21 protein-coding genes and 1 pseudogene are annotated in these 24,342 nt (G+C 25.7%); 19 read left to right on the top strand and 3 right to left on the bottom strand.

Annotated features, from left to right (window positions below; all coding sequences use genetic code 11):
- Positions 1 to 79: 79 nt before the first annotated feature.
- A complete protein-coding gene (locus BHE82_RS00555; protein ID WP_071345366.1) occupies positions 80 to 637 on the bottom strand; it encodes a hypothetical protein in 558 nt (185 codons plus the stop codon).
- Positions 638 to 879: 242 nt separating this feature from the next.
- On the opposite strand from BHE82_RS00555, the gene BHE82_RS00550 reads away from it, so the two are divergent.
- The 4 genes and pseudogenes from BHE82_RS00550 to BHE82_RS00540 all read left to right on the top strand — a co-directional run.
- A complete protein-coding gene (locus tag BHE82_RS00550) occupies positions 880 to 1,065 on the top strand; it encodes a hypothetical protein (protein WP_069027990.1) in 186 nt (61 codons plus the stop codon).
- A 139-nt stretch (positions 1,066 to 1,204) separates the two neighbouring features.
- Positions 1,205 to 1,363, top strand: coding sequence for a hypothetical protein (locus BHE82_RS03200; RefSeq protein WP_180365481.1), 159 nt, complete (start codon positions 1,205 to 1,207; stop codon positions 1,361 to 1,363).
- A 37-nt stretch (positions 1,364 to 1,400) separates the two neighbouring features.
- Positions 1,401 to 1,631, top strand: coding sequence for a hypothetical protein (locus tag BHE82_RS00545; RefSeq protein WP_071345365.1), 231 nt, complete (start codon positions 1,401 to 1,403; stop codon positions 1,629 to 1,631).
- A 94-nt stretch (positions 1,632 to 1,725) separates the two neighbouring features.
- Positions 1,726 to 2,127, top strand: a pseudogene (locus BHE82_RS00540) (hypothetical protein); the annotation flags it as partial.
- Between the two features lie 304 nt (positions 2,128 to 2,431).
- Here the strand turns inward: BHE82_RS00540 and BHE82_RS00535 are convergent.
- On the bottom strand, positions 2,432 to 3,220 hold the full coding sequence (locus BHE82_RS00535; protein ID WP_071345363.1) for a phosphatase PAP2 family protein: 789 nt from the start codon (positions 3,218 to 3,220) through the stop codon (positions 2,432 to 2,434).
- Positions 3,221 to 4,636: 1,416 nt separating this feature from the next.
- On the opposite strand from BHE82_RS00535, the gene BHE82_RS00525 reads away from it, so the two are divergent.
- The 10 genes from BHE82_RS00525 to BHE82_RS00480 all read left to right on the top strand — a co-directional run bounded on the left by BHE82_RS00525 (position 4,637) and on the right by BHE82_RS00480 (position 15,954).
- The gene (locus BHE82_RS00525; protein WP_071345361.1) at positions 4,637 to 6,010 is read left to right on the top strand and encodes a bifunctional folylpolyglutamate synthase/dihydrofolate synthase; all 1,374 of its coding nucleotides are present in this window, start codon (positions 4,637 to 4,639) and stop codon (positions 6,008 to 6,010) included.
- Positions 6,007 to 7,203, top strand: a complete 1,197-nt coding sequence (locus BHE82_RS00520) for a glycosyltransferase (protein ID WP_071345360.1) — start codon at positions 6,007 to 6,009, stop codon at positions 7,201 to 7,203. The genes BHE82_RS00525 and BHE82_RS00520 overlap by 4 nt, the downstream gene beginning before the upstream one ends.
- 171 nt (positions 7,204 to 7,374) lie before the next feature.
- Positions 7,375 to 8,622: a glycosyltransferase gene (locus BHE82_RS00515; RefSeq protein WP_071345359.1), complete on the top strand. Its 1,248-nt coding sequence runs from the start codon at positions 7,375 to 7,377 to the stop codon at positions 8,620 to 8,622.
- Positions 8,623 to 9,170: 548 nt separating this feature from the next.
- The gene (gene rpsF / locus BHE82_RS00510) at positions 9,171 to 9,458 is read left to right on the top strand and encodes a 30S ribosomal protein S6 (RefSeq protein ID WP_034172155.1); all 288 of its coding nucleotides are present in this window, start codon (positions 9,171 to 9,173) and stop codon (positions 9,456 to 9,458) included.
- 14 nt (positions 9,459 to 9,472) lie between these two features.
- Positions 9,473 to 9,817 carry a single-stranded DNA-binding protein gene (locus BHE82_RS00505; RefSeq protein ID WP_011160385.1) on the top strand — a complete coding sequence of 115 codons (345 nt, stop codon included), beginning with the start codon at positions 9,473 to 9,475 and terminating at the stop codon, positions 9,815 to 9,817.
- Positions 9,818 to 9,954: 137 nt separating this feature from the next.
- Positions 9,955 to 10,194 (top strand): 30S ribosomal protein S18, encoded by a 240-nt coding sequence (gene rpsR / locus BHE82_RS00500; RefSeq protein ID WP_011160386.1) that lies wholly within the window; start codon positions 9,955 to 9,957, stop codon positions 10,192 to 10,194.
- Positions 10,195 to 10,287: 93 nt separating this feature from the next.
- On the top strand, positions 10,288 to 12,837 hold the full coding sequence (gene rplI, locus BHE82_RS00495; RefSeq protein ID WP_071345358.1) for a 50S ribosomal protein L9: 2,550 nt from the start codon (positions 10,288 to 10,290) through the stop codon (positions 12,835 to 12,837).
- Entirely contained in the window at positions 12,834 to 14,177 is a 1,344-nt protein-coding gene (gene dnaB / locus BHE82_RS00490) for a replicative DNA helicase (RefSeq protein WP_071345357.1), read from the top strand. The genes rplI and dnaB overlap by 4 nt, the downstream gene beginning before the upstream one ends.
- 69 nt (positions 14,178 to 14,246) lie before the next feature.
- Positions 14,247 to 15,302 carry a peptide chain release factor 1 gene (gene prfA / locus BHE82_RS00485; protein ID WP_071345356.1) on the top strand — a complete coding sequence of 352 codons (1,056 nt, stop codon included), beginning with the start codon at positions 14,247 to 14,249 and terminating at the stop codon, positions 15,300 to 15,302.
- Between the two features lie 94 nt (positions 15,303 to 15,396).
- Complete coding sequence (locus tag BHE82_RS00480; RefSeq protein WP_084024624.1) at positions 15,397 to 15,954, top strand: L-threonylcarbamoyladenylate synthase; 558 nt, start codon at positions 15,397 to 15,399, stop codon at positions 15,952 to 15,954.
- A 38-nt stretch (positions 15,955 to 15,992) separates the two neighbouring features.
- Here the strand turns inward: BHE82_RS00480 and holA are convergent, their stop codons facing one another.
- Positions 15,993 to 16,964, bottom strand: coding sequence for a DNA polymerase III subunit delta (gene holA, locus BHE82_RS00475; RefSeq protein ID WP_071345355.1), 972 nt, complete (start codon positions 16,962 to 16,964; stop codon positions 15,993 to 15,995).
- A gap of 261 nt (positions 16,965 to 17,225) precedes the next feature.
- On the opposite strand from holA, the gene yihA reads away from it, so the two are divergent.
- The 5 genes from yihA to BHE82_RS00450 all read left to right on the top strand — a co-directional run bounded on the left by yihA (position 17,226) and on the right by BHE82_RS00450 (position 23,984).
- A complete protein-coding gene (gene yihA, locus BHE82_RS00470) occupies positions 17,226 to 17,816 on the top strand; it encodes a ribosome biogenesis GTP-binding protein YihA/YsxC (protein ID WP_069028002.1) in 591 nt (196 codons plus the stop codon).
- A gap of 195 nt (positions 17,817 to 18,011) precedes the next feature.
- Positions 18,012 to 20,660, top strand: coding sequence for a valine--tRNA ligase (locus BHE82_RS00465; protein ID WP_071345354.1), 2,649 nt, complete (start codon positions 18,012 to 18,014; stop codon positions 20,658 to 20,660).
- A gap of 119 nt (positions 20,661 to 20,779) precedes the next feature.
- Positions 20,780 to 21,337: an ECF-type riboflavin transporter substrate-binding protein gene (locus BHE82_RS00460; RefSeq protein WP_071345353.1), complete on the top strand. Its 558-nt coding sequence runs from the start codon at positions 20,780 to 20,782 to the stop codon at positions 21,335 to 21,337.
- A 57-nt stretch (positions 21,338 to 21,394) separates the two neighbouring features.
- A complete protein-coding gene (locus BHE82_RS00455; RefSeq protein ID WP_071345352.1) occupies positions 21,395 to 23,161 on the top strand; it encodes an ABC transporter ATP-binding protein in 1,767 nt (588 codons plus the stop codon).
- On the top strand, positions 23,151 to 23,984 hold the full coding sequence (locus BHE82_RS00450) for an energy-coupling factor transporter transmembrane component T family protein (protein ID WP_071345351.1): 834 nt from the start codon (positions 23,151 to 23,153) through the stop codon (positions 23,982 to 23,984). The genes BHE82_RS00455 and BHE82_RS00450 overlap by 11 nt, the downstream gene beginning before the upstream one ends.
- Positions 23,985 to 24,342: the final 358 nt, after the last annotated feature.

Here is a 24,342-nt window from a genome sequence, read left to right as displayed (position 1 = left end):
GCAAGATAATAAAAAGAACAGTGTTAATTTTAATTGTCTAAATAAATGAAACAGTTATTTATTAATTACTACAAATGATTTAATATTTAAACCAATATATTTCTTTTAGTTCTTTTTCAATTTCTTTTTTAAGGTTTTTAATGCATTGTTGTAATATATTTTGTTTATTTTGTTGGTTATAATTTTCGTTATCTTCTGTTACTTTTTCTTTGCTCCAAGTTAAAAATGAACTATACTCTCTTTCAATGTTTGGAAATATGTTTTTTTCATTTCTTGTTTCATATTTAGCTACACAATTATCCCATGACATGCTTTTTAAATCATTTAATATTTCTTCAACAATTCTATCAAATTGAATTTGGGTAATCTCTTTGCGATTACTTTCAAATGTATTTAATGTATTTGTATTTTGTTTTGTTTCTGGTTTTGGATCTTTCCAAAAAGTTGTTATCTCTAAACTAGAAGATGATGGTTTATTTTTTGATGGTTTTTGTTCAGATGGTTTGGTTGGTTTTGTTTTTATTTGGGATGGCAATTTGTTTGGTTTTTTAAAATATTGATATAAAAGAAAACTACAAACACTCAAAAAGCAGCAATAAATAAAAATAGTTAATATTTTTTTTACATTTTGATTCATATTATTTTATTCCTTGCTTCCTTTTGAAAATTGTTTTCTTTTTTAAAAAATATTTTATCCCTTACTTTTATTTTACTTGTTTTTTTTGCAATAAAAATACTAAGTAATTATAATTTTATTAAGTAAATTTATTTATATAAATATTAATAGTAATAAAAAATGGTATAATTATCATAAAGGTTATAAATTATCTTTTTATTTTTATTATAATTATATTTATAAAAAACAAAATAGGAGCAAATATGAAGTTTAAATTAAATTTTAAAGTAAAAGATATTAAATCCAAAATAACTCCTTTTAATATTTTAATATTGTGTTTATTTGTAGTGATTATTTTTTTAGGAGTTTCATATTTTAAATTTACACAACAAAATAAAAGAGATACAGAACAAGAATCAGATCAAAAAGTAAATTTATTTATTAGATGAAAAAAAATTAGCGATTTAGAAAAATATTTAGAAAAAGAACAATTAAAAAATTTAGATTTTAGTAGAGATGAATTATTAAAAAGTGGTCTTTTTAGCAAAGAACAATTAAAAGATTATGATGAAGAAAGGAAATAATAAAATGTCTACATTAATAATAAAATTAAAAGAAACTAAATATATAACATATTCTTTTATCGTTTTAAATATTATTTTATTTTTAGGTGGGTTTTTGTTAATTGTAAAAACATATAAAATTAAACAATTTAAAGATAAAGAAGTAGAAATAAAAGTAAAATAAAAAATAAAAAAAGTAGGATATGCTTTAAAACATTTAATTGAAAAAAGGTCTTTCTTATAAACAAATTTTAGAACAATTAAAACCATTGTTTGGTGCTTTTGATCTTAAATATATTAAAAATAATGAAGGAAAACAAATATATACTATAAGTTATTTAAGACAAAAAAGGGATTATGAAGACAAAGAATTGGTAAAAGAAGGTTTTAATGTAGAAGATTTTAAAGAAATTGGTTACCAACTTCCTCAATTAATAGAAAATTTAGTTTAAAAAAATTAAATAAATCAGGTTATAGTTTGGAAGAAATAAAAAATTTAGATCCTCAAACAGAAAGTTTTTTTATTTAAAACAATTTAGTGCAAGAGATTTAAAAGATAAAGTTGGTTTTACTTTGCAAGAAATGCAATTATATAATTATAATCTGAAAGATTTTGCCAAAGGTGGCATTAGCATACAAGAAATAAAAGAAACACCAATATATATAAATCCTCCTAAATTAAAAGAAACAGGTTTTACTTTTCAACAAATTAAAGAAGCGGGATATACACTTGATGATTTAGGATACAAATATGAAACACCAAATCCATTGAAAAATAAAACATTTATTCCTTTTCAAGAATTAAAAGATGCAGGTTATGATACAAAAGATTTTAAAAATGCTAAATATCCAGCACAATATTTGAAAAATAATGGTTTTTCTTTGAAAGAATTAATGAATGCTGAATATAGATCATTTGATTTGAAAATAGCTGGATATATATTATAAGAAATTAAAGAGTGTTTGACAAACCATCCAAATTCTTATTATAATATACAAAATATAGAACAAAATTATTATACTGAAAATGTTCATAATTAGATTTTAATTATATAATCCGTACTATCTTGTTTTTTATCATGTTATAATGGTGGTAATAAATAATTTTGGTTTTTCCAAAACCAAAACTTTAATTCTTTTACCTGTGTATTTTATTAGAAACTAAGCATTATAACTTTTTTTGTAAAAAAGTGATCAGCAATTCTAAATTTATTTCTATTTTGGTTATTATAGGTAATTTATTGACAAAAAATTATCTTAATTGATAGTCTTTTTTAATGTTATTCATTTTTTTACCAACTAAAAAGAAAGTAGTTTCTACTAAAATAATTGCAATTATTCCATCCATTATATAATGTTGTTTTAAAACAAAAGTAGAAATAAAAACTAAAATAGCACAAAATAATTGTCCATAATTTAATATTTTAGGGATTTTCTTTTTATTTTTTTGGCGAAAACCAATATAACATAACCAACTTAAACTAACATGAAAACTTGGTAAATTATTAAGATGAAGATAATCATATTTATATAAATTTTGAATTAAAAAATCTACAAAACTTTTGTTTTCCTTAAATAAAAACTTATCCAACATTTGAACTGGGAAAACAAAAAATAAAATAAAACTAATAGCTAAAATTATAAAATAAGAAATGAATAATTGAAATATTATTTTTTTATCTAAATGTTTATATATCAAATAAGGAGCAATTAAAAACCACCACCAGCAGCTTATGATATAAATATAAATAAAATATTTAGAAAATTCCCAACTAGGGAATCCACTGCTTCCATTAATATTTAAATTTAATATTTTTACCCAATAATTATTAGTTTCTTCATTACCACCTTCTTTAATTCGAATAATTGTTTTAAAAAAACCATTTTTATTCTTTTCAATTATATATAAAGAACCAAACCAAGTTATGTGTTGAATTAAAACAATAAATAAAAACCATAATATATATTTTTTAAGATATTTATTTTTACTATTTGTTTCTTTTTTTTCTAAATTGTTTCTTTTTAAAGTTTGTTTTTCCATTTTTAATAATTTAAACTCCTGTTGTTTTTTTTATTTATAATATTGGATTTTATAATGATAATTTATTAAGAATTAAAAAAACGATATAAAAAAATAATAAAAATAAATTATTTTATAAAATTAAAGAAAACAAAAAAAGAAAGAACCAAAATACTTAAAAAATAAAACCACCTTTTATATTTTTTGATAACTACAATATCATTATTTTTGATGATTTTATTTTTTAAAATAATTGTATAGAAACTAATTATTAATATCATTATAGAAGTTAGAAAAGCATAAAACAATAACATAAACTCGTTAATTTCATATTTTGTTATTTCTCTCGAATAAGGATTTAACCTTTCATTATCAATTTTTATAAGTATAAACATTATTAAAAAATAAATCAAAGGATATATTATTCCTACATAATTTTTTTTTAATTTTATTATGCTTTTGTTTCGGAAAAAATAATAAAATATAAACACCAAAGATAAAATTTTGTGTTCAAAAAAATAATTAATTTGCAAAGTACCTGTTTTTGTTTCAATTAAACAAAAAAACATCACTATTAAACAATTAATCAAACAAACAAAACTTAAATAAAGGTAATATTTTGATTTTTTAAATTTATTATTTAAAGATAAGAGTAAAAAGATATTCACTGATAATGTGTTTTGTCTTGTGAATAAACCTAAAGTAAAAAAATTTCTTTTATTTTTATCATATGAAATTGTATAAATAGCCAAAAGAGAAGTGATACAAGAAATAATTAAAGGCACATAAACTAAAAACTTTTTTGAAAAAACATTTTTTGCTTTTCCGTTTGTATTTGTATCTAAATTATTTTTATACATAAACATAAAAAATCCTTTATAATATTGTTTTTTAATTTTTAGATAAATAATATTTGATTAATTTAGAAAAACTTTTACTTATTTTTTTAATCCTTTTTTATTTTTAATAATTTTTTTATTTCTTGTTAGTATAATGTTGTTTTTAAAAAATTATTTAAAAGTATGACAATAATATTATAACATTTTTATATTTTTGAAAGTTTCTTTTTTTAAAATATGATTTTTATTGACTCTAACTATTTTATTTATTTAGTCAAATTAATATTTATTTTTTTGCTTACTTTATTTTACTAAGTAATAATTTATCCTTATTTTGCCTTTGAACCTTATTTTTGCAATATTTTTTGTGGTATAATAAATTTGTATTTACAATTTTAATTTATTATGTAGTTCAAAATAAGTTAATAAAAAACTAATAAAAACAAATTTACAATAGATATTAAAAATTCAAAAAAACAAAAAAATTTAAAAAACACCTTAAACAAATACATTCTATCAAACATTTAGTAATTTAAAAAATTTAATAATATCAAAGAAATCCTAAATATAAATAAATGCAGACAAACGGAAAATGAAAATGATTACTGAAATAAATAACATAAAAGAAGCTATTTTGTGGATTGAAAAAAGAGAAATTTTAGGCATGCATTTAGGACTTTTGCGTGTTTTGGCTTTGTTAAAATTATTACATCATCCTGAAAAAAAATTAGCTATGATTCATATTGCAGGTACTAACGGCAAAGGTTCAACTGTTAATTATTTAAGTTCTTTATTGCAACAAAGTTGTTCCAAAGTAGGAACTTTTACTTCTCCTCATATTCAAAATTACAATGAAAGAATTAAAATTAATGGCGAGACTATTTCTTGTAATGATTTAATAATTTGGGTTCGTAAAATTAAAAAGTTAGTAGACCAAGCAAGTCCCAATTCTGCTTTATTTAGCATTACTCCGTTTGAAATTATCACCGCTATTGCTTTTGATTATTTTTATCATAAAAAAGTTGATGTTTGTGTAATTGAAGTAGGTTTGGGAGGTCTTTTAGACAGTACCAATGTTATTTACCCCATCCTAACTGGAATTACTACCATTGGCAAAGATCACGAACATATTTTAGGAAAAACTCTTAAAGAAATTGCTTTTCAAAAAGCAGGAATTATTAAACCCAAAATTCCCTTAGTTACAGGAAATATTTCTCAAAAAGCTTTGTTAGTTATTGAACAACAAGCCATAAAAAACAAAACTCCCATTTATAAATTCAAAAAAGATTACAACATAACTTATTTAGGAATGCAAACTTGGCAAGAATGTTTTAATTTTAAAACAAAACAAATCACAATAAAAGCCATCAAAACTCCTTTAATAGGAAAATATCAACCTGAAAATGCTGCAATGGCAATCAAACTTTATTATTTATTTTGTCAGCTAAAAAAATTTCCTTTCTTAGAACAAAATGTTTTTACAGGCATTAGCAAAACTCAAATTCCAGCCAGAATGCAAAAACTAAATTCAACTCCTTTAATTATTTTAGATGGTGCTCACAATGTGCATGCCATAAGAAAATTAGTCCAAACAACAATCAAACAATTTAGTAACTACCGCATTTCTATTTTATTTTCTGCTTTGGAAAACAAAAATGTAGTTTCTATGTTGTACCAATTATTAAAAATTCCCAAAGCCCACATTTATTTAACAACCTTTAATCATCCAAATAGTATTGAATTAGTACAAAAATATTTGTTTATTGCTCCACAAAGAATTACAAAAGTTTTTGATTGGCAAGACAAATTGAAGGATTTTTTACAACAAAACCAAACTCAAAATTGTAAAGATTTATTGTTAATTACAGGGTCTCTATATTTTGCCTCAGAAGTAATTCATTTTTTTAATATTTTAAAAACATCAAATTTAATTTACACAACTTTAAAAAACTTAAAGAGGGGTCAAAAATGAAAATAGGTTTTTTTACTGATACATACTTACCAATTATTGGAGGTATTCCTATCTCTGTTAAATCTCATAAAGATAGTTTAGAAAAATTAGGACATAAAATTTATATAATTACTCCTCAAGGACCTAAGAATTATGAAGAAAAAGATGCTTCAATAATAAGAATTAAAGGAATACCAATACCTTTTAAAGGTATTGAAGGTCATCGTGTAGTATTGAGGTTCAAAAAATATTTATCTCTTGTAAAAGATCTTAATTTAGATATTATCCATATTCACACTGAATTTCCTATGGGTAAATTAGGTATTTATGCTTCTCAAAAATTAAATATACCATCCGTTTATACTATGAACACCATGCACGAATATTTTTTTAATAAAAGCAAAAATATTGGAATAAAAATATTTAAATTATTTTTTATATTAGCTAATAGAAAAGCTTTAAAAAAATTTATTTCCAAAACACATTCTACAATTGTTCCTACTCATAAAATTTTAACTTTATTAGAAAAAGATTACAATATCAAAGGAAAATATAATGTTGTTCCTACAGGAATCAATTTAGAACAATTTTATTCCCAAAACCACTCTTTAGAAGAAATTCAAGCTTTAAAAGTTAAATTTAATTTAGTAAATGATTTTGTTTGTCTTTATGTAGGTAGGTTGTCGCCTGAAAAAGACATTTCTTATTTGATTAGTGCTTTTGCTTCTTTTTGTCAAAATCATCCTCAAAGTAAATTTGTGATTGTTGGAGATGGTCCTGAAAAAAAAGCTCTTCAAAAACAAGTAAAACAATTACAAATCGAAAATAATGTTTTGTTTTTGGGATTTGTCCCTTATGATAATTTAGGAATTTATTATCAATTGGGAAATTGTTTTTTGAGTGCTTCTTTATTTGAGACTCAAGGTTTAACTTTTGTAGAAGCGATGGCATCTTCTTTGGTTTTGTTAGCTAGACACGATCAAGCATTAGATGGTTTAATTGATAATGGAAATAATGGTTTTTTTTATCATCAAAAAGAAGAATTAATCAATTATTTAAGTCTTTTATACAATGATAATAAAAAAACTAAAACAATGTCTATGAATGCCAAAAACTCAATACTTAATTATGATCAAACAAGTTTTGCTTCTAAAATGATCCAAATTTATAAAGAAGCGATAAAAACTAATAAAGAAAACAATAACCATAATTAATTATTTTTACCCTTTTTATTATTTTTCCTTATTCCCTAATTATTTCAACTTTTTAGTTATTAAAAAATATAAATTTATTTTTTTATTTTTGTTGTTATTACTATTACAATTTGCTATGTTTTCATTAAGATAAAAAAGTATAACAATGACAATAATAAGGAGGTTTTTTGCTTGAAAATAGGAATTTTTACCGATTCATATAAACCTTTAATTAGTGGTGTTGTTGTTTCTTGTGATTCTCTAAGAGAAGGTTTAGAAGCTTTGGGACATGAAGTCTATATTATTACAACTAACTGTCCAAAAGTCAAACAAGAAAAAGACTCTCGCGTAATAAGAATTAAAGGAATGCCATTGCCTTTTAAAATTTTTAAAGATCATCGTTGGGTTTTAAGTTATAAAAAACATCTTTTTAAAATCAAAGCCCTTAATTTAGATGTAATTCATGTTCATACTGAATTTGGAGTAGGTTCTTTAGGGCTTTTAGCTAAACAAAAATTAAATTTGCCTTTAGTTTATACAACACACACAATGTATGTTGCCTTTTTTGATACTCAAAAATCTTTTATTGTTAAATGTTTTAAAAAACCCATTTTAAAATATGTAGACTATCTTTTTACTAAATTTATTTTTAATAGTGATGTCAATATTTTACCTACTAAAAAAGTGTTGTATTTTTTAGAAAATCGCTATTATAATAAAGTTAATGATACTTCTAAAATCAATTATCAAATTGTTCCAACAGGTTTTAATTTAGAAAAATTTTATTGTCACAATCATTCATCAGAAAAAGTTTTTTTATTAAAACAACAATTAGGACTTAAAGATTCTTTTGTATGTCTTTATGTAGGAAGAATATCTGCTGAAAAAGAAATTGATTATTTGATGGATGCTTTTACTTCTTTTCACCTTCAAAATCCCAAAAGTAAATTTTTAATTATTGGTGATGGACCTGAAAGAAAAAATTTAGAAAAAAAAGCCAAAAAACTTAATTTAGATGATAAAATCATTTTTTTAGGATTTGTTGCTTATGATAAGTTAGGAATTTATTATCAATTAGGAAATGTCTTTATTAATGCATCTTTATTTGAAACTCAAGGACTTACATATATTGAAGCACTAGCTGCTTCTTTGCCTTGTGTAGTGCGTTTTGATCAAGCATTAGAAGGAGTAATTAAACATGAACAAAATGGATTTTTTTATCATAACCAAGAACAATTAATTACAATTCTTACTTCCTTATATCAAAATCCAGATAATTTTAAACAATTATCATATCAAGCTCAAAAATCAGTTAATTTATATACTCAAAAGACTTTTGTAACTAATGTTTTAGAAGTTTATAATCAAGCTATTGATAATCATAAATTAAAAAAACAAAAATTAATTCAACATCAAAAAGAAACTTCAGATAAGATTTAATTATAAAGAACAAAAAAAAGATCAAATTATTTATTTTTAATAAGTAATTTGATCTTTTAATATTTTATTTATTATTATGTTATTTTGAAAGTTTTCAAAAAATTATTTTACTATTTTGAGAATCTAAATATATTTCTACTAATTGAGATACAATAAAAACACTTATCCAAAACCATTTTTTATTTGATAAAGGTATTTTATCATACCAATTTTCTTTATAAGTTCCTTTTGTTTTTATTTTTGAATAAACTTTTATTTTAACTAAAAAACAACACTTAATAAAACAACAAATTATTTATTTTTCATCAATTTTATTCACATCTTATTTCATTTTTATAAAAATTCCCAACTTTAAAATTACTTTTTTTATTTTTTTATTACCTTATCCAAATAAAAAACCTATAAATATTAAAGTTTTGTCATCTAATTAACTCAAAATTTTTTTTTTTTGTTATAATATTAATGTCTTATAAATTATAAAATAAAATGCTTATTCCTTGTCTTTACAATTTAGAGATAAAGACCGCGTAGGCCATAAGGAGAAAAAAATGAAAAAATACGAAATAATGTATATTTTACGCCCCAATTTAGACAGCAAAGACGTTAAAAAAATTAATGACACTTTGCAAAATGTTTTTTTACAAGCCCCAAATCAAATTTTGGAACAAAACGAAATAGGATTAAAAGACCTAGCTTATCTTATTGATAATCATAAAAAAGGATATTACAATTGGTTAATGGTAAAAGCAGATAATGATGCTGTTTTAGAATTTAATCGTATTGTTAAAATTACTGAAGAAATTATTAGATTTATCTTTATCAAAGATAAAGAATAAGGAGTTTAATTCATATGATTAATAAAGTTATTTTAGTAGGTCGCATTACCAAAGACCCAGAACTAAAAAATACTAATAGTGGCACTTATGTTGTTAAATTTACTTTGGCAGTTAATAGAATTGTAAGTGCTTCTAGCGAAAAAAAAACTGATTTTATCAATTGTACTGTTTTTGGTAAACAAGCTGAAAATTTAGAAAAATATATTTCTAAAGGTGCTTTAATAGGTGTTGAAGGAAACATTAGAGTAGAAACTTGGGAAAAAGACGGTGTAACTAATTGGCAAACTAGTGTTGTTTGTAACAATGTCCAATTCTTAGAATCTAAAAAAAATCCTGATAATGCTTATGACAATTTCTAAAATTAAAAACAATTCTTAAATTAACTGATATAAAATAATAAACAAATATCACAATCAAATCTTAAAACAAAAACATTAAATACAAGCGAACCAAACCAAACAACAATAAATATTTTCAATTTCAAAAGGAGCTACAAATGAAATTCAATAATAAAAAAAATACTTTTAAAAAACGTCGCAAAGTTTGTTTTTTTACTGAAAACAAAGTAACTAAAATTGATTTTAAAGACATAGAGCTTTTACAAAGATTTATTACTGACCGTGGAAGAATTCTTTCTAGAAGAGTAACAAATACTTCTGCTAAATGGCAACGTCAATTGGCAATTGCTATTAAAAGAGCTCGCCATATGGCTTTAATTCCTTTTATCCAACAATAAAAACAGGTGTTGCATCCTGTTTTTTTTATTAATTGCAAATATTAAAAACCAAATTTATCTAATTATTTAAATGCAAATGAGGGCAAAAAAATTATGTTTTCTAAAAATAAACATAACACAAAATTTATTGTAATTGCTTGTGTAATTGTTGTTTTAATTTTAATTCTTTTTTGTTTGGATTTCCAAAATATCCAAGAAATTATCGAAACAATTAATCAATTAACCAACAATCAAAACCCAAGCCAAAATACTGCCAACGAAATGAGTGGTATGCGTCGTAAAATCATTTTTTTCATTTTTAACTTTTTTGGAAAAATCATTTTAGCATCCTTTGTTATCAGTTTTTTGCTTCACATTAAAAAAAACGCCCAAATTAAAAGATTAAAAAACAAACTTTCTTTATGGTCTAAATTATCTTTTCACGTAAGTCAAATTGGAGAAGAAGTACTTAATGAACTTCCTATTGGTATTGTTTTAATTGATGTTTCTAGTCAAGAAATTCAGTGGCTCAATCCTTACGCCAGTTTTATTTTGAAAAATCCTGAAATCAATTCGCCCTTAGCTCAAATTAATGAAAATATGGCACAACTAATAAGCACTTCTGATGCAATCCCCAAAACTATTATCACTTTGGAAAACCAAAAATTTGAATGTTTTTATAAAAAAGATTTAAATGTTTTTTACTTGTTTGATGCTACCGAAAAAGAACAAATCAAACATTTATTTTTACAAAAAACCTTAGCTCTTGCCATGATTGCTTTTGATAATTTAGCAGAATCCTTAATTCGTTATGATCTTTCAGAACAATCACAAATACAAGGTGAATATTTAAGTGCTTTATCTGATTACATCGAACCTTATGAAGGTTATTTAAAACAATTGATAGACGACCGTTTTTTACTTCTTCTTAACCGCCAAAACTTAGATAAAATGTTAGAAAATAAATTTAGTATTTTGGATACCATCCGCAACATTTCTTACAAATATCAATTAAAAGTTACTCTTTCTATGGGAATTGCTTGTTGGAATTTGTCATATGAAAAACTGGCTACCTACAGTCAAAATGCAATTGAATTAGCCCAAAAAAGGGGTGGCGATCAAGTAGTTGTTAATATTGAAAATAAAAAAATTAAATATTTTGGTGCCAAAATTGCTTCTTTAAGTAAACAATCCAAAGTTCATGCCCGTATTAATGCCCAAAATTTGGTCGATATTTTGAAAAAACACCCCCATTGTTTTATCATGGGACACACTCACACCGACCTTGATGCTTTGGGTTCTGTCATTGCTTTTTACAAAATTGCAACCACTATCCATCCTGAAAGCAACAATTATATTATCCTTGATGAAGAAAAATTAGACAAAAGCCTCATTCCTGTTTATCATCAATTAATTAAAACTGAGGCAAAAACATCTCTAAATATTATTACAACCCAACAATCCTCCAAAATGATTAAAGACAATTCCTTAATTGCAGTTTTGGATACTCAAACTAAAGATATGGTAAATAGTCCCGAACTTTTGTCACTAACGTCCAATATTGTAGTTGTTGATCACCACCGTGCTACCGAAGAAATTATTCCTTCTATTTTTTCTTACGTCGAATCATCTGCTTCTTCAACTGTTGAATTGCTTGTTGAAGTTATGGGATTTTTGGAAAAAGAAGTCCACATTACTGCTTTTGAAGCAAGCATTATGTATGCAGGTATTTTAATTGACACTAACGCTTTTATTTATCGTACAAGTTCTAGAACTTTTGAAGTAGCTTCCAAATTAAAAGATTTAGGCGCTGATGCAATTGAGGTTAAAAGTTGGTTACGTAAAGACTTTGATAAAGTTTTAGAAATTAATAAACTGATTTCTGAAATGGAAATTTTTATGGATAGATTTGCTATTATTCAAAGTTCTGAAATTTATGAAAATCGTTCTTTTTTAGCTCAAGTGGCAGAAAGTGTTCTAAACATTCGCAACGTTGATGCTGCCTTTATGATAGCTCAAATAGCAGATAATAAAATAGCAATTAGTGCTCGTTCTTACAATGAAATTAACGTTCAAACTATCATGGAACAAATGGAAGGTGGAGGACATCTCAATAGCGCTGCTACTCAATTAGAAGGAACTAATATCAAAACAGTTACAGACACTTTAAAACATTTTTTAAAATTAGAATATGAAAAAGGTGAAAAGAATATGGAAATTATTTTGTTAACTGACATTCCTAATAAAGGAAAAAAACACGAAATTATTAAAGTTAATAATGGTTATGGCAATTTTTTAATTCAAAATAAAAAAGCTCTTTTAGCAGACAAAACCAATTTAGCTGCAATTAAACAATCCCAAATGTTAGAACAAGAACAAAAACGTAATTACGAACTTTTAATGCATAAATTAAAACAAGAAATTGATGACAAAAAAATTACTCTAGATATTCAATTAGGACCTAAAGGAAAAATTTATGGAAAAATTACTCTCAAACAAATTGCTGAAGAATTTTTAAAAGTTCATAATATTACTCTTGACCGCAAAAAAATATCTTTAGAAGGCGAAATCATTGCTATTGGTATTTATCCTGTTGATGTTTTTCTAACTGATCAAATTAAGGCTACTTTTTTCCTTAATGTGACTGAAAGAAAAAGCAAATGACCAATTATTCTAAAAATACTCCTTCAAGTCCTGAAGCAGAACGTGCTTTGTTAGGAGCTTTACTTTTAAACCCTGAAAAAATAGCTTTTACCTTAGATATGATTGCAGAAACTGACTTTTACAACTCTCATCACCAACATATTTTTAGAGCAATGAAAACTTTGCATGAAACCAACAAACAAATTGATTATTATTCAGTAAGTGCTATTTTAGACAATGAAAAATTATTACAACAAATAGGAAATATCGATTATTTAAATGAATTATCTGATTTGATGCCTTCTACTCAACATATAGAAACCTATATTGATTTAATTAAGGAAACTGCTTTAAAAAGAGAAATTATCGAAACTGTCACTTCATTAGCACAAAAAGGATACGAAAACATTGATGTCCAAGAATATTTGGATTTTTCAGAAGAAAAAATCTTTAATTTAACTAAAAACAAAAAAACCAGTGAATTATTAAAATTAAAAATTTTGTTAAAAGAAACTAAAGAAAAAAATATTCTTGCCAAACGCCATAAAGATTTAGTAGGTCTTTCCACTGGATATGATAATCTCAACAATATTACTTTAGGATTTAAGCCCGAAGAATTTATTATTTTAGCTGCTCGTCCTTCCATGGGAAAAAGTACTTTTATGCTTAATTTAGCTCTCAGAATTGCAAATCCCAAACACAATTATCAATCCCCTCATATTGCTATTTTTAGTTTAGAAATGTCAAACGAACAATTAGCTATGCGCATGTTAAGCACTCAATCAAAAATACAGCACAAAAAAATTCAATTGGGTAACACAAACAGAGAAGAAAAATTTTTGTTAGAAATATCAATGGAAAAAATGGATGATCTAAATATTTATTTTGATGATTCAGCTACAGTAAATATTTTAGATATTAAAGCTAAATGTCGCAAACTTAAAAGTCAAAACAAACTTGATATTGTAATGATAGATTATTTGCAACTTATCCGCAAAACTAATAAACAAAACCGTCAAGAAGAAGTAGCAGAAATTTCTCAAAGTTTAAAACAAATGGCACGTGAATTAAAAATTCCTGTTATTGCCCTTTCACAATTATCAAGGGATGTAGAAAAAAGAGAAGACAAACGTCCCATTTTGGCTGACCTCAGAGATTCAGGTTCAATTGAACAAGACGCCGATATTGTAATGTTTTTGTACCGAGAAGGTTATTATGAAAAGGACAAAAAACCCGATTCTTCTGGACACACCCAAGTTATTATTGCCAAAAATCGTCAAGGATCAATTGGTATTAGAGAATTTATACTTGATTTTGATCATATGTTTTTTTCAGAAATCGAACCTAATATAAATGAATAAAAAAGCATTTTGATTGATTAAAATATTTTTTTAACCCCCCATTCTTTTTTAAAAAACAAAGAGGTAAATATGCTTGACAGATTAAAAATAATAAAACAAAAATATCAAGATTTACAAAAACTTTTGTTAAACGAACAAAACATAAACCAAAAAATTGACATTTTAAAAAATTTATCAAAATTAGAACCCACAGTAGAACTTTTTAACCGATACTTAAATTTAGAAACCGAATTTACTCAAATACAGACCATTTTAGAAACCCAACAAGATCAAGAATTATTGCTTTTAGCACACCAAGAAAAAGATAATATTTTGTTAGAAAAAAAAACTACCTTAGATAAATTAAAAATTTTGCTCTTACCCCAAGATCCTTTTGATAAAAAAAATGTTGTCTTAGAAATTAAAGGTGCAGCTGGTGGCAACGAAGCGAATCTTTTTGCAGCTGATTTATTACGAACCTATGTTAAATACGCCGAAAGCAAAAAATGGAAAGTCGAAATCCTCAATCTAAATCCCAGCATTAAAGGCGGTCTTTCTTCCGTAGAACTTTTAATTTCTGGACAAAATATTTATTCTTTTTTAAAATATGAATCAGGTGTGCATCGCGTACAACGTGTTCCTGCTACCGAAGCCCAAGGGCGAATTCACACTTCTACTGCTGTTGTTTTAGTAGTTCCCGAAGCAGAAGAATTAGAATTAAAAATTGATTGGCATGACATTCGCACCGACACTTTTAATTCTAGCGGACCTGGTGGACAATCAGTAAACACCACTAAATCAGCTGTTAGACTTACTCATATACCTTCGGGAATTAGTGTTGCTTGTCAAGAAGGAAAAAGCCAGCACGAAAACAAAGATAAAGCATTTACTCTTTTAAAAACACGCATTTATAATCAAATGTTAACCACTAAACAAGAAGAAGAAAACAAACACAGAAAAAATTTAGTAGGAACTGGTGAAAGAAGCGAAAAAATAAGAACATACAATTACCCCCAAAATCGTATAACAGATCACAGAATTGGACTTACTTTACAAAAATTAGATATTATTATGGAAGGTAAACTCGATTTAGTTATTGAACCTTTGATTCATGAAGCTCAAAAAGAACAACTTGCCCAAAGTTAGTTTTGATGCAATTTCTTTTTTAAAAAACCAAAATCAAAACAATTCAATTAAAAAAACCAGTTTAAGATAAATAAAGATAAATAAAGGAATTATTTTGAAACCAAAAGATATTATTATTTTTCCAACCGATACAGTTTATGGTATGGGCGCTAAATTATATGATAAAAAAGGACTCAATTGCATTTATCAAATTAAAAAAAGACCTTTAAATAAAAGTATTGTTGTTTTGTGTGCATCTTTACAACAAGCAAAAAAATTGGTCCAATTTAGTCCCCAAAGCCTTAAATTATCTCTGCATTTTTGGCCAGGCCCTTTAACTTTAATTCTGCCTACCACTTTGAAATATTTTTCTAAAACAAAGGCAAAAACTTTAGGAGTAAGAATCCCCAATCATCCTTTAGCTTTGGAAATTTTAAAAAAAAATGGTCCTTTAAAGACCACTTCTGTTAATCAAAGCAATCATCCTCCACTAAATGATTACCAAACTATTTTTAATATTTATCACAATAAAGTCGCCTTAATTTATCAAAACTATCACCCGATTTTAAAAACATCTTCAACTATTGTTGATCTAACCACCTTTCAACCAGTTATTTTAAGGCAAGGAACAATTACTCAAGAAGAAATTTTACAAATCTTAAAACCTTTGTGATCGTCAAAAAATTGTAAGTTATATGCTTAGTTTTCAAATTACAAAAAAACCTTTTGCTTACCCAATAAAAACATTTCCAAACCGATATCTTTATTTACAGCACCCATTTTAATTTGATATTCTAATTCTATTAAATCTAAAAACAGTGTATTTAATTTTTGCTTTTCAATCAATTTTGCTTCTTTCATTAAAAAAAATACTTTGCCTTGTGAAACTGGCAAAACTTTTTGCACTTCTTCTGGGCTTTTTTTTTGTTGCAACATTTCTTTTACCAATAACAATTCTTTAATTTTATGAGTTAATTGATTTATAACATGAAAAGCATTGATTTTTTGCGTTTTTAAGGTTTTATACATTTGATAAGCATCAATATAATTTTGTTTTAAAAAAAGATTAATTAATCCAAAAATATTGTCATTTTCTTTAAAAGCATTGATTTTTTGCACCAATTGCCAAGTTATATTTTTATCATTTGATTGAAATAATTTGATTTTTGTTATTTCTTGATGCAATAAATAAAGATTATAGTTAGTTTTACTCACTAATTCTTGTATAGCTTTGGTATCAATTTGAAAACCATCTTTTTGAAAAACTTCCATGATATATTTAAAAAAATCTTTTTTCTCCAAACTATTTGTCGTTTTGCAAAGACAATATTTTTCCCAAATTTTTTGAACTTCAGATGCTTTAGTTATTTTTTCTGCAAAAAAATATAAATCTAAATTGTTGTAAGGATTTTGTAAATAAGAAATTAAAAAAGCCATTTCTTGAGGTTTTTTTTGAAATAAAATTTCACTGTGATCCACCAAAACTACTTTTTTCCATGCGCTTTCAATCAAAGAAGTGGTTTGTAGTTCTTTTTGCAGCTCTGTTACAAGATCTTTTTGCATACAATAATAAACTACATCTAATTGTTTTTGTTTGCAAATATTAATTATTTTTTTTATTTTTTTTTCTAGAAAAAACCTTTGTTTTCCCCAAATTAAATGTATGTTATTTGTTTGTTCCAAATTAAAAACCTCATTTTGCTCTTTTATTATTAATTAATTGTTTGTTTTTTAAATGTTTTGCAAAAGATTAATTCAACATTATTATCATTATCACTATTGTTATTTTATCAAAAAAATATTATTATAAAACGATATCACAAAATATAAAGCAACAAAAATAATAATTTGCTATAATAATATTTGTAAACTACCTTCAAAAATTTCCCAAAATCACCAATCGCAAACAATTATAGACAAAAGCAAAGAAAAGGAAAAACCAAAATGATTAAAAAAGCCACTTTTGTGCGTAGTATTGTCCATTTTAAAGATATTCCTTTGAAAAAACAACCCGAAATTGTTTTAATGGGCAGAAGCAACGTTGGCAAAAGCACTTTCATCAATGCTTTAACTCAAAGAAAAAAATTAGCTAAAATTTCTCAAACACCTGGCAAAACCATCACCCTAAACTACTATGACATTAACGAATCTTTTTATTTGATCGATACTCCTGGATACGGTTATGCTAAAAAAAGTAAAGAAATTCAAAAGCAGTTATTGCCGATGATTATTTCTTTTTTGGAACAAACTTCTCATCTCAAAGCAGTCTTTCAGCTAATTGATTTTAAAGTGGGTGCTACCCAAGAAGACGATAGAATTCATCAAGCTCTTTTGCAAGTGGGTTTTGAGGTCGTCTTGTTATTTGTTAAAAAGGATAAAGTTAAAAAAAATCTTGTGCCCAAACAATTAAAAATGCTTGTTAATCACTTTCCCCAGATTAAATATTTTTTTTTGATTTCTTCAAAACAACAAGAAGGGCTGGAAGAATTAAAACTGTTTTTAAGTCAATTAATGGATCCAAATGCCAATGATTAAAAAAGGAGTCCCTTATTTTTGGATCTTTTATTTTTAGTTTTTCCAACTTTTTCACTTTGCAAAAAAAATTGTAATTTTTTTTATTTCCTCCAATCCATTTAAACATTTTCAAAACCCCAAACATAACCCCCAAAAAAACTTTTAAAACCCAAAAACTTCAACCCTAAAAAAGAAAATAGAAAGAAGCTAGCTTTTATGCAAACTAAATATGATTTTAAAAAAGTAGAACATCAAAGATACCAACAATGGTTAGAAAAAAAATATTTTTGTGCCAATCCAAACGCCAACAAAAAAACTTTTACTGTTGTAATTCCGCCTCCCAATGTAACAGGAAAACTGCATTTGGGACACGCTTGGAATAACACCATTCAAGATATTATTATAAGATTTAAAAAAATGCAAGGCTTTGATGTGCTCTTTTTGCCTGGGATGGATCATGCAGGAATTGCCACTCAAAATAAAGTTAAAGAACAATTAAAACAAGAAGGGCTTTTGACCAAAACTTTAAGTAAAGAAACTTTTTTAAAATATGCGTGGCAGTGGAAAGAAAAACATGCCCAAAATATTAGGCAACAATGGCAAGTTTTAGGGCTGCATCTAGATTATAATTTTGAAAAATTTACCCTTGATCCTGATTTGAGCCAAACAGTTCAAGAAGTTTTTGTCAAATTATACCAACAAAAATTAATTTACAGAGATTATAAAATTATTAATTGGGACCCCGAAACTAAAACAGCCCTTTCTAATGTAGAAGTAAATTACCATGAAACTGAAGGAAAATTATATTATATTAAATATTTTTTGGTTGATTTTCCAACTAATTCCAATTTGTCTGACGCTTCTTTGGTTCCTTCTTTTTTAGAAATTGCAACCACTCGCCCCGAAACCATGTTTGCCGATCAAGCTTTAATGGTAAATCCTAACGACCCTAGATATCAATCTTTTATTGGCAAAAAAGTTTTTATTCCTGATACTAACATCCAAATTCCTGTTATTAGTGATAATTACGTAGATATTAATTTTGGTACAGGAGTTGTAAAAGTGACACCTGGACATGATATTAATGATTTTAAAGTAGCTAAAAGACATCAATTAAAAGCTTTATTATGCATGAACGAAGATGGCACTATGAACAACTTAGCCTTGCAATATCAAGGATTAGACCGCTTTTTTTGTCGTCAAAAGTTAGTGCAAACTCTTAAACAAAAAGGATTTTTTACAAAAACCGAAAATCACCTTCATAAAGTAGGATATTCAAGTATTTCGGATGCCATCATCGAACCACGTCTTTCTTTACAATGGTTTTTAAAAACCAAAGCCATCGCCCAAATTGCTTTAAAAACGAACAAAATCAATTTTTTTCCGCTTCGTTTTGAAAATATTTTTAATAATTGGCTCCAAAATATCGAAGACTGGTGTATTTCGCGTCAATTATGGTGGGGTCATCAAATTCCTGCTTGGCATAAAGGACAAGAAATTAAAGTTCAAATAGAAAGTCCTGGTCCAGAATGGAGCCTTGATTGTGATGTTTTGGATACTTGGTTTTCTTCTGCTTTGTGGCCTTTTAGCACTTTGGGATGGCCTAATTGCAATGCCCCTTTATTTCAAAATCGTTTTCCTACTGATGTTTTAGTAACAGGTTATGACATTTTAACTTTTTGGGTATCAAAAATGGTTTTTCAAAGTGTTTTATTAACCCACAAGGACCCTTTTAAAGATGTTTTATTACATGGTTTAGTAAGAGATAACAAAGGACAAAAAATGTCTAAATCAAAAGGTAATGGTGTTGATCCTTTGGAAGTTGTTGCCAAATATGGTACCGATGCTCTTAGATGGTTTTTAATTACTAACGCTGCTCCTGGGTTTGATTTATTCTATGATGAGACTAAAGTTGCTTCATCTTGGAATTTTATTAATAAATTGTGGAATATTAGTCGTTTTGTAAAATTAAATACCAACACCTTAGACACTGATTTTGATATCAATCTTTTGACTTTGACCCAAAAAGCCCTTTTAACACAATTGCATTTAACAACTCAAAAAGTAACAACTTTATATCAAAAATATGAATTAAAAGAAATTGGAAAAATTTTATATCACTTTGTTTGGGAAGATTTTGCTAATTGGCATTTAGAATTTGCTAAACATGATTTAGATCAGAATAACTCCAATTTAACAAAATTGCACAACAGTCAAAAATTTTTAGTTTATATGATGAAACATATTTTGCAACTCTTACATCCTTTTATTCCTTTTGTAACTGATGCTCTTTATGAAAATTTTGACAATAAAACGAACATTACTCAAACCACTTTGCAAAAAACTTCTTATTGTAATTTAGATGCCTTAGCTGATTTTGAAAATCTTAAAAACTTAATTATTAAAACACGTCATTTAAGACAAGAATCCAATATCAATTGTAAATTAAATTTAGAATTAGAAGTTGCATCTCAATTTTCAACTATCCTCCAAGATTTCGTAAATTTGCAACAAGCTTTAGAAAAATTTTTCAAAACTTTACAAATTAAAATTACTAACAAAGTTACCAATTCAAAAAAAACTATTTGGTTAATTGAAAAAAATTTAAGTCTTTATATTGACCTCAAAACCCTAAACGAACTTAATGAAACCAAATTTGAAAGTAATTTTTTACAACAAAAAAATACCCTTCTTAAAGAAATTAAAAGAAGTGAAACCATTTTAAATAATCCATCTTTCTTGCAAAAAGCCGCAAGTGCCAAAATTGAAATTGAAAAAAAGAAATATGAAAGTTATTGTAAGCAATATCAAAAATTGTTAGAAAGTAAAAACAATTCTAATCCGCTAAATCCCAACAAAAAATAAAAAATTTAAATAAAATTATAAATGAATAATTTAAGCTTTGAAATTAAAAAACATTACAAGCAAAACCCCAAACCACTAATATTTTCCAAACCCAAACCATTTATTAAAGGAACTAACCAATGTCAAAAGATGATTCTATTAAAAAAACTGTTACTATAGGAGTGAGTGCTGCGATATTTTTTGTTTTAAGTTGTTTTGCCTCTATTCCTGTGGGATTTAATGTAAGTATTGAAACTTCAGTCGCTTTTTTAGCTTTCATTGCTGTTGCTTTTGGTCCTGCGGTTGGTTTTTATTTAGGACTTATAGGACACACCATTAAAGATTTTATTTTGTTTGGAAATGTTTCTTGGAATTGGGTTTTATGCTCTGCTCTTATTGGATTTATTTACGGATTGCCGCATAAAATAATTGATCTTAAATATCAAGTGTTTACTAAGAAAAAAATTGTTTACTTTTGGCTTTATCAGGCTGCTTGTAATTTTATAATTTGGGGTTTTTTTGCTCCTCAAAGTGATTTATTGATTTACGGACAACCACCTAAACTAGTTTATTTACAAAGTTTTTTAATAGTAATTTCTAATATTTTAGCTTATAGTGTAGTAGGAATTAAATTAATGTCTATGTATTCTTGTCATTACACTAAACAAGCTACTTTAATTAAAATTAATAATTCTTAAATATTTTTAAACATCCTTAATCAATTTTTTTATTTTATAACTTCAAAGAGGAACTTTATGCCAAAACCATTAATCATTTTTAAAGATTTTAGTTTTCAATATTATAACCAACAAACGCCAACTCTAAATCAAATTAATTTAACTATTTATGAAGGACAAAAAGTTTTGATTGTGGGCAAAAATGGTAGCGGTAAATCTACTTTTTTAAAATGTATTAATGGTTTGATTCCTCATAGTTATCAAGGAAAAATTACAGGTACTGCTATTATTAAGGATAAAGTCTTGACACAAACCAATATCTTTGATCTATCTTTGGATGTGGGTACCATTATGCAAGATACAGATAATCAATTTGTAGGTTTAACAGTAGCAGAAGATATAGCTTTTGCCTTGGAAAATGATGATTTGCCTCAAAGTGAAATATATCAAAAAGTAAATATGTGGGCACAAGATTTAGGATTGCAATCCTTTTTAGATTACAAACCACAAGAACTTTCTGAAGGTCACAAGCAATTAGCATTGATGGCAGGAGTTTTAATTTATAATCCTTCTATTTTGTTATTTGATGAATCTCTATCCAATCTTGATCCTGTTTCAAGATCCAAAATGACTGCTTTAATAAAAACTATTCATCAAAAATACCATTCGACTATTTTAGTTATCGAACATTATTTAGAAGATATTTTAGATGATTCTTTTGATAGGGTAATAGTATTTGAAGATGAAAAAATTATTTATGATAATTCTCCCCAAAAATTAATTTTAGAAAATATTTTAACTAAACAAGGTATCCAAGAACCAACTTATATTAGTGCTTTGAAAAAGGTTGGTATCAATTTGGGAAGCCTTCCTTATTTATTAAATTTGCCTGCCTTACAATCCTTAGATTTTGTTCAATATTTTTCCAATCAATTAACAAATTTAAAAAAATGTGCTATTTCTCAAAACGACCCAACTCAATTATTGCCTTTTTTCCCCAAACAATTTGCCCCATTTTGCCCCATTTTGCAATTACAAAATATTTCTTATCACTATGAATCCAAACAACCCAATATTTTAAATGACATTTCTTTGGATTTATTTCCAGGAAAAATGATTAGTATTGTTGGTAAAAATGGTAGTGGTAAATCTACTTTAGCCAAAGTTATTTGTGGTTTTTGTAATCCTCAAACAGGAACTATTTTATTAAATAATCAAGATTTAACACATTTGTCTTTACAACAAAGATCAGAAAAAATTGGTTTTGTCATGCAAAATCCTCACCATATGATTTCTCAAAAAACTGTTTTTGAAGAAGTATCATTGGGGCTTTTAGGCAAACAACTTTCATTAACTGAAATAAAAACCAAAGTGCATGCCATTTTGAAAACTTGTAATTTGGATTGTTTTGTTAACTGGCCTATTTCTGCTCTTAGTTTTGGACAAAAAAAAAGACTTACCATTGCTTCTATTTTAGTGATGCAACCCCAAATTCTTATTTTGGATGAACCTACCATAGGACAAGATTTAAAACATCACACACAAATTATGACTTTTTTACAAAAGTTAAATAATAAAGGAATTACCATTATAATTATTACTCATGATATGTCTTTAATGTTTAATTATACTCAAAGAACTTTGGTTTTGGAACAAGGAAAAATTATTGCAAATACTACTCCTTTAAAAATTTTTACAGATATGTCTTTAATGCAAAAAACTTCTCTCAAACCTATCAGCTTGATTGTTCTTATCAATAAATTGCCATTTACATCAGAACAAAAAAATGTTTTGTTAACTCAAATGTTGGCTTTTTTAAAGGAGGATTGTTGTTATGGCAAATAGTATGTTACAATATTTACCAGGTAATACTTTCATTTATAAAATCCAAGGAGCAACTAAGTTATTGTTTTTAATTTTGGTTTCAGTTGCTTGTATGATGGTCTATCATGTATGGTTTTTGTTAGGACTTGTCTTTTTTTCTTTGTTTTTGTTTTGGTGTACTCAAATTAAATGGCAGCAAGTAGCGTTTGTAGTTAAAGGAACTTTCTTTTTTTTGTTTATAAACAATATTATTATTTTTTTTTGTTTTAGAAATTATGGTACTCAAATATATAACTCCAAAACCCCCATTCCTTTATTTTTTAATCTTTTAACCCAAGAACAATTATTTTATCAATTTAATGTGTTGTTAAAATATTGTTGTATTATTCCTTTATTTTTAATCTTTATTATAACTACTAATCCCAGTCAATTAGCTGCTAGTTTAAATAAATTAGGGGTTAGTTATAAAATTAGTTATGCTTTTGCCCTTACTATTCGTTATATTCCTGAAATTCAAAAAGATTTTAAAAATATTTCTCTCAATCAACAAGTACGAGGTATTAAAGTTTTTAAAAAAACTCATTTTTTGGCTCGTATTATTGCAGATATTAAAAGAATTGCCCTTATTATTCCTCCTTTGATTTTCTTTAATTTAGATAAAATTGATGTAATTACTAATGCTATGCAATTGAGGCGTTTTGGTAAATACAAAACAAGAACTTGGTATTATGAAAAATCTTTTAGTATTCTTGATTTGTTTACTTTTTTATTGGGATTGGCACTTCTTTTGCTTGGTGTGTGGCTTTTGTGCTTTTATGATAGGTTTTATTATCCTTTTTCCTAAAACCCTTTTTGATAAAATATTGCCAAATTATTAACATCAAACAATTAAATATTTTGAAAAATTATAAGATCAACTCTAAAAAGTTGGTTTTTTTGTTATATAAAATTGCAAAGAAAACACTCATTATATAAAGATGAGTGAGCAAAAAATTCCTTTTTTTATGATAAAATGATGTTAATAGCAATATTTTTTATTTTTAAATTGCTGTTGTAAAAAAAGATAAAGGGGTGAAAAAGTGTTAGGTGGTTAATAAAAAAATGTCAATATACTTTTAAAGTATTTTTGATACAATTTAGCAAAAAAATTGTATTTTTGTATTTTTAGTGTATTTTTAATTTTTTAAGTTTTTAAATATTGA

The sequence above is a fragment of the Rice orange leaf phytoplasma genome, from assembly GCF_001866375.1.
In the GTDB taxonomy this organism is placed as follows: domain Bacteria; phylum Bacillota_I; class Bacilli_A; order Acholeplasmatales; family Acholeplasmataceae; genus Phytoplasma; species Phytoplasma asteris.
The sequence above is the reverse complement of the archived record's forward strand: the minus strand, read 5'-3'. Positions and strand labels throughout refer to the sequence as shown.

Coding starts and splice junctions, on each gene's coding strand:
- BHE82_RS00505 (WP_011160385.1), top strand. CDS start 9,473: ATGATTAATAAAGTTATTTTAGTAGGTCGCATTACCAAAGACCCAGAA.
- BHE82_RS00525 (WP_071345361.1), top strand. CDS start 4,637: ATGATTACTGAAATAAATAACATAAAAGAAGCTATTTTGTGGATTGAA.
- dnaB (WP_071345357.1), top strand. CDS start 12,834: ATGACCAATTATTCTAAAAATACTCCTTCAAGTCCTGAAGCAGAACGT.
- BHE82_RS00465 (WP_071345354.1), top strand. CDS start 18,012: ATGCAAACTAAATATGATTTTAAAAAAGTAGAACATCAAAGATACCAA.
- rpsR (WP_011160386.1), top strand. CDS start 9,955: ATGAAATTCAATAATAAAAAAAATACTTTTAAAAAACGTCGCAAAGTT.
- BHE82_RS00550 (WP_069027990.1), top strand. CDS start 880: ATGAAGTTTAAATTAAATTTTAAAGTAAAAGATATTAAATCCAAAATA.
- rplI (WP_071345358.1), top strand. CDS start 10,288: ATGTTTTCTAAAAATAAACATAACACAAAATTTATTGTAATTGCTTGT.
- BHE82_RS00460 (WP_071345353.1), top strand. CDS start 20,780: ATGTCAAAAGATGATTCTATTAAAAAAACTGTTACTATAGGAGTGAGT.
- rpsF (WP_034172155.1), top strand. CDS start 9,171: ATGAAAAAATACGAAATAATGTATATTTTACGCCCCAATTTAGACAGC.
- BHE82_RS00520 (WP_071345360.1), top strand. CDS start 6,007: ATGAAAATAGGTTTTTTTACTGATACATACTTACCAATTATTGGAGGT.
- BHE82_RS03200 (WP_180365481.1), top strand. CDS start 1,205: ATGTCTACATTAATAATAAAATTAAAAGAAACTAAATATATAACATAT.
- yihA (WP_069028002.1), top strand. CDS start 17,226: ATGATTAAAAAAGCCACTTTTGTGCGTAGTATTGTCCATTTTAAAGAT.
- BHE82_RS00555 (WP_071345366.1), bottom strand. CDS start 637: ATGAATCAAAATGTAAAAAAAATATTAACTATTTTTATTTATTGCTGC.
- BHE82_RS00535 (WP_071345363.1), bottom strand. CDS start 3,220: ATGGAAAAACAAACTTTAAAAAGAAACAATTTAGAAAAAAAAGAAACA.
- prfA (WP_071345356.1), top strand. CDS start 14,247: ATGCTTGACAGATTAAAAATAATAAAACAAAAATATCAAGATTTACAA.
- BHE82_RS00455 (WP_071345352.1), top strand. CDS start 21,395: ATGCCAAAACCATTAATCATTTTTAAAGATTTTAGTTTTCAATATTAT.
- BHE82_RS00450 (WP_071345351.1), top strand. CDS start 23,151: ATGGCAAATAGTATGTTACAATATTTACCAGGTAATACTTTCATTTAT.